Origin of the sequence: Streptomyces sp. SID11385 (assembly GCF_010548245.1) — a bacterium.
Classification (GTDB): domain Bacteria; phylum Actinomycetota; class Actinomycetes; order Streptomycetales; family Streptomycetaceae; genus Streptomyces.
The window spans coordinates 1-4,797 of the sequence record NZ_JAAGLR010000634.1 but is presented as its reverse complement, the minus strand read 5'-3'; the positions used below and the strand labels follow the sequence as shown (position 1 = coordinate 4,797).

General features: G+C 74.2%; 5 protein-coding genes and 1 pseudogene. 4 read left to right on the top strand and 2 right to left on the bottom strand.

All coding sequences use genetic code 11. The features are described from left to right. Positions 1-279: 279 nt before the first annotated feature. Positions 280-891, bottom strand: a complete 612-nt coding sequence (locus tag G3I42_RS19400) for a response regulator transcription factor (protein WP_003948568.1) — start codon at positions 889-891, stop codon at positions 280-282. A gap of 385 nt (positions 892-1,276) precedes the next feature. Between G3I42_RS19400 and G3I42_RS19395 the strand changes: the two genes are divergently transcribed. After that, positions 1,277-1,600 carry a WhiB family transcriptional regulator gene (locus tag G3I42_RS19395; RefSeq protein WP_164287639.1) on the top strand — a complete coding sequence of 108 codons (324 nt, stop codon included), beginning with the start codon at positions 1,277-1,279 and terminating at the stop codon, positions 1,598-1,600. Between the two features lie 70 nt (positions 1,601-1,670). On the opposite strand, the gene G3I42_RS19390 is transcribed toward G3I42_RS19395, so the two are convergent. Then, positions 1,671-2,594: a LysR family transcriptional regulator gene (locus tag G3I42_RS19390; protein ID WP_164287638.1), complete on the bottom strand. Its 924-nt coding sequence runs from the start codon at positions 2,592-2,594 to the stop codon at positions 1,671-1,673. Between the two features lie 157 nt (positions 2,595-2,751). On the opposite strand from G3I42_RS19390, the gene G3I42_RS19385 reads away from it, so the two are divergent. The 3 genes and pseudogenes from G3I42_RS19385 to G3I42_RS19375 form a co-directional block, all read left to right on the top strand. Next, the gene (locus G3I42_RS19385; RefSeq protein ID WP_164287636.1) at positions 2,752-3,453 is read left to right on the top strand and encodes an MOSC domain-containing protein; all 702 of its coding nucleotides are present in this window, start codon (positions 2,752-2,754) and stop codon (positions 3,451-3,453) included. Between the two features lie 61 nt (positions 3,454-3,514). Then, positions 3,515-4,282 (top strand): annotated as a pseudogene (locus G3I42_RS19380) (SDR family oxidoreductase); the annotation flags it as partial. Between the two features lie 330 nt (positions 4,283-4,612). Next, the coding region (locus G3I42_RS19375; RefSeq protein WP_164287632.1) for a DeoR family transcriptional regulator at positions 4,613-4,797 on the top strand (185 nt) is incomplete at its 3' end.

Sequence of the window (4,797 nt, the reverse complement as noted above, 5' to 3'; positions counted from 1 at the left end):
GGCGCGGCGGCGCGGCGCGAGCGCGGTCGTGGGGTGAGGGGGGCCGCCGCCCCTGGCGTGGGGCGGCGGGTGGCGAGGGCGCGGTACTCGGGCCCCGGTCCGGACGGCGATTTCCCGGCCGGGGCCGGGGAGGAATCGGAACGGGAGGTCCGGGTACGTGCCGGAGCCGTGTGGTCTCGCGGGGTGCACGGCGGTGGCCCCTGCCGCGTACGGGAGGCGGGCGGCCTCCCGCGCGGCCGGTGCCGCTCGGGGAATGCGCGTGGCCGGGGCCCGGGAGCCTCAGCGCACCAGCCCCCAGCGGAAGCCCAGGGCCACGGCGTGCGCGCGGTCGGAGGCTCCGAGCTTCTTGAAGAGCCGCCGGGCGTGGGTCTTGACCGTGTCCTCGGAGAGAAAGAGCTCGCGCCCGATCTCGGCGTTGGAACGGCCGTGGCTCATGCCTTCGAGGACCTGGATCTCACGCGCCGTGAGCGTCGGCGCCGCGCCCATCTCGGCCGAGCGCAGCCGGCGTGGCGCGAGCCGCCACGTGGGATCGGCGAGCGCCTGGGTGACGGTCGCCCGCAGTTCGGCGCGCGAGGCGTCCTTGTGCAGATAACCGCGCGCCCCGGCGGCGACCGCGAGCGCGACGCCGTCGAGATCCTCGGCGACCGTGAGCATGATGATCCGGGCGCCGGGATCGGCGGAGAGCAGCCTCCGCACCGTCTCCACCCCCCCGAGCCCCGGCATGCGCACGTCCATGAGGATCAGGTCGGAACGGTCGGCACCCCAGCGGCGGAGGACTTCCTCGCCGTTGGCCGCCGTGGTCACCCGCTCGACGCCGGGCACGGTCGCGACCGCACGGCGGAGCGCCTCCCGGGCGAGCGGGGAGTCGTCACAGACGAGGACGGAAGTCATGACTGCCCCTCGCAGCTCTCGCAGCTGTTGCGCGTCACCTTGAGCCTCCAGGCTGGTACGGAATCGTCACCTGAGCGGTGGACACCCTCGGACATCTGCCCGAGCGCTTATCGCGTCAACCGCCACAGCCCTCTCAACGACGGTCACCCGAAAGAGTTACGGCCGGACTGTCGCTCTCGGCACTCTACGTGAGGGTGCCTTGTGCTCCGGGTGATCACACGCCCAGAGAGAGCCATGCCCCATTTAGCGCCTTTTGATCCCCTTTGTCAGTGTTTGCCGCTAGATTTCCCATGAGTCATATTTTCATCTTCTATGAGGGTAGATATACGGTCGGCAGCACTTCACGGCCCAGATCGCTCAGAAACGGCAAGCAAGGGGACAAGCAATGGCAGATTTCTCCCGCCTTCCCGGCCCCAACGCAGACCTGTGGGACTGGCAACTGCTCGCCGCCTGCCGTGGCGTGGACAGTTCCCTCTTCTTCCACCCGGAGGGAGAGCGGGGCGCCGCCCGCAGCGCACGGGAGGCCTCGGCGAAGGAGGTCTGCATGCGGTGCCCGGTACGGGCGGAGTGCGCGGCGCACGCGCTGGCGGTGCGGGAGCCGTACGGGGTGTGGGGAGGGCTGACCGAGGACGAGCGGGAGGAACTGATGGGGCGGGCGCGGCATCGGCTGGTCCGTACGGGGGCCTCCGGCGAGGCGGCGGAGGAGTAGGGCGCTCTCGGCGAATCGTTTCTGCTCCTGCGGGGCGGGCCTCGCGGGGCTCCGCCCCGGGCCCCGTTCCTCAAGCGCCGGAGAGGCTGATTTCCCTCGCTCCTCGCTCCAGCCGGTCCAGCGTGGCCGAGACCGTGGGGACCTGGGCCAGGTCCGGGAGGGTCAGGGCGACGATCTCGCGGCGGACCGGCGGGGCGAGGGTGAGGGTGCGGACACCTTCGGGGCGGACGGATTCGAGGGCCAGGGCCGGGAGGACGGCGACGCCGAGGCCCGCCGCGACGAGGGCGTGGACCGCCGGGTAGTCGTCCGTCGCGAAGTCGATGCGGGGCGCGAAGCCCGCCGCCGCGCACACCTCGACGAGCTGCGTACGGCAGCGGGGACAGCCCGCGATCCAGGACTCGCGCGCGAACTCGGCGATGCCGACCGGGCCGTCGCGGCCTTCGAGGCGGTGCCCCTCGGGGACGAGGCCGACGAGCCGGTCGCGGAGCAGCGGCCGTACGACGAGGCCCTCCCACTCCTGCGCGCCGTCGTCGGCGCCGGTCCCGTAGCGGAAAGCGAGCGCGATGTCGCACTCGCCGTCGCGCAGCAGTTCGACCGAGCGGGGCGGCTCCGCCTCCTCCAGCGAGACGCGCGTGCCCGGGTGGTCCCGGCGCAGCGCGGCGAGGGCGCTCGGCACGAGCGAGGAACTGCCGCTGGGGAAGGAGACGAGCCGTACCCGGCCCGCGCGCAGCCCGGCGATCGCCGCGACCTCCTCCTCGGCGGCGGTGAGTCCCGCGAGGATGCCCGAGGCGTGCCGGGAGAGCGCCTCGCCCGCCTCCGTGAGCCGCATCTCGCGGCCCGTGCGCACGAGCAGCGGTGTGCCCGCCGCGCCCTCCAGCGCCTTCATCTGCTGGCTGACGGCCGGCTGCGTGCAGCCGAGCGTGCGCGCGGCGGCGGAGAAGGAACCTGTCGTCGCGACGGCGCGCAGGACGCGCAGGTGGCGGGCCTCGATCATGGGTCCGAGGATAAGCCGCGATAAGGCAGGCTTGGGGGGCCGCCGGATTTCCCGGCAAGTGCTTTGAGTCACGTGGCGGGCGCGCGGGCCGTACGGAAAGACCGTGCCGCCGAAAACGGGCGGCGGCACACGGCCCGCCCGGCCTACCCTGCGCCGCATGGACCCCTCGAACGGCACGCCCGCGACCCCGTACGTGCTCTCCCTCAACATCGGCCGGCTCACCCCCGTGCCCCATTCCGACGCCCCCTCCGGCGGTACGGGGATCGACAAGCGGCCCGTCGCCGGGCCGCTGTGGATCAGCGCGCCCGGGCCCAAGGGGACCGGCGGGAGCGGGGTCGAGGGGGATGTCGTCGCGGACCTGCGGCACCACGGCGGGGACGACCAGGCCGTGTACGCCTTCGCGCGCGAGGACCTCGACGCCTGGGAGCGCGAGCTGGGGCGCCCGCTCGCGAACGGCGCCTTCGGCGAGAACCTGACGACCTCCGGGCTCGACGTGAGCCACGCGCTCGTCGGGGAACGCTGGCGGATCGGCGCCACCCTGCTCCTGGAGGTGACGGGCGGGCGCGTTCCCTGCCGCACCTTCGCCGGGCACGTCGGGGAGCCCCGGTGGGTGAGGCGTTTCACGGAGCGCGCCGAGACGGGCGCGTACCTGCGGGTGCTCGAAGCGGGCCCGGTACGGGCCGGGGACCCGGTCGTACGCGAATACGTGCCGGAGCACGGGGTGACGGCGGCGATGGCGTTCCGCGCGAACACGACCGAGCGCGCGCTGCTGCCGCGCCTGCTGCCCGCCGCGCGGGCGCTGCACCCCGAGGCGCTGGCCGCCGCGCGCGCGTACGTCGCGTCCCGGCAGTCCTCCTGAGCGTGCGTCAGCCGCTGGTCCGGGGGTTCGGAGGGGCCGCCCGGATCACTAGCCTTGGCGCATGACTACGGCTCTCATCACCGGTTCCACCGCGGGTATCGGCGCGGCCTTCGCGCGCAGGCTCGCCGCCGACGGGTACAGCCTCGTGCTGGTGGCGCGCGACAAGGAGCGGCTGCGCCGCCAGGCGACCGAACTGCACGACCGGCACGGCGTCGAGGCGACCGTGCTGCGCGCCGATCTCGCCACGGACGCGGGCATCGCGGCCGTCGAACGGCGCCTTGCCGACGTACGGCAGCCGGTGGACCTGCTCGTGAACAATGCGGGCTTCGGGCACAAGGGCCGTTTCCTGGACGTCCCGCTCGCCGACGAGCTGACGATGCTCAAGGTGCACTGCGAGGCGGTGCTGCGGCTGACGGTCGCGGCGGCGAAGCCGATGCGGGAGCGGGGGCGCGGCGGGATCGTCAACGTGGCGTCCGTCGCCGCCTTCCTGCCGCGCGGGACCTACGGGGCCTCGAAGGCGTGGGTCGTCCAGTTCACCCAGGGCGTGGCGCGGGACCTGGCGGGCAGCGGGGTGCGGCTGATGGCGCTGTGCCCCGGGTTCGTGCGGACCGAGTTCCACGAGCGGGCCGGGATGGGGACGGGGAACATCCCGAAGTGGATGTGGCTCGACGCGGACAAGCTCGTCACGGCGGCCCTCGCCGACCTCGCGCGCGGGCGCACCCTCTCGATCCCCGATCCGCGGTACAAGGCGCTCATGGGCGCGGCCAGGCTCGCGCCGCGCGGCCTGCTCGGCGGCATCTCCTCGCGCGCGGGCCGCAAGTACGGGCCGGCGCACGGCGAGGACGGGGCGATGGGCGAACTCCCGGACGGGGTCGCGGAGTCCGGGGACGGTATGGGGGACGCGGGCGCGGGGCCGGACCGTACGAAGAAGTCCGCGCCCAAGGTGAAGGGCGCCACCGGGGCGGAGCCCACCACCGGCCCGGAGCCCGCCGCCGAGCCGGAGCCCGCCCGCACCCCGGAGCCCGCCCCGAAGTCGAAGCCCGCCGCGAAGCCGAAGCCCGCACCCAGGACGAAGGCCGCTCCGGACTCGTCTGTAGAGTGATCGAATGATCGTTTCCCGCTCTCGGGGGGAGGCGGCGGGCGAGGGAGGGGCCGCGGTATGCGCGAAGGGGTCGGGGAGCGGCACGACCGGCTGCTGAACCTGGTGCGGGAGCGGGGCAGTGTGCGGGTCGCGGATCTCGCGGGGCTGCTCGGGGTCTCGGCGGTGACGGCGCGCAGGGACGCGGAGGCGCTCGCCTCGCGCGGGCTGCTGGACCGGGTGCACGGCGCGGTGTCGTGGCCGGA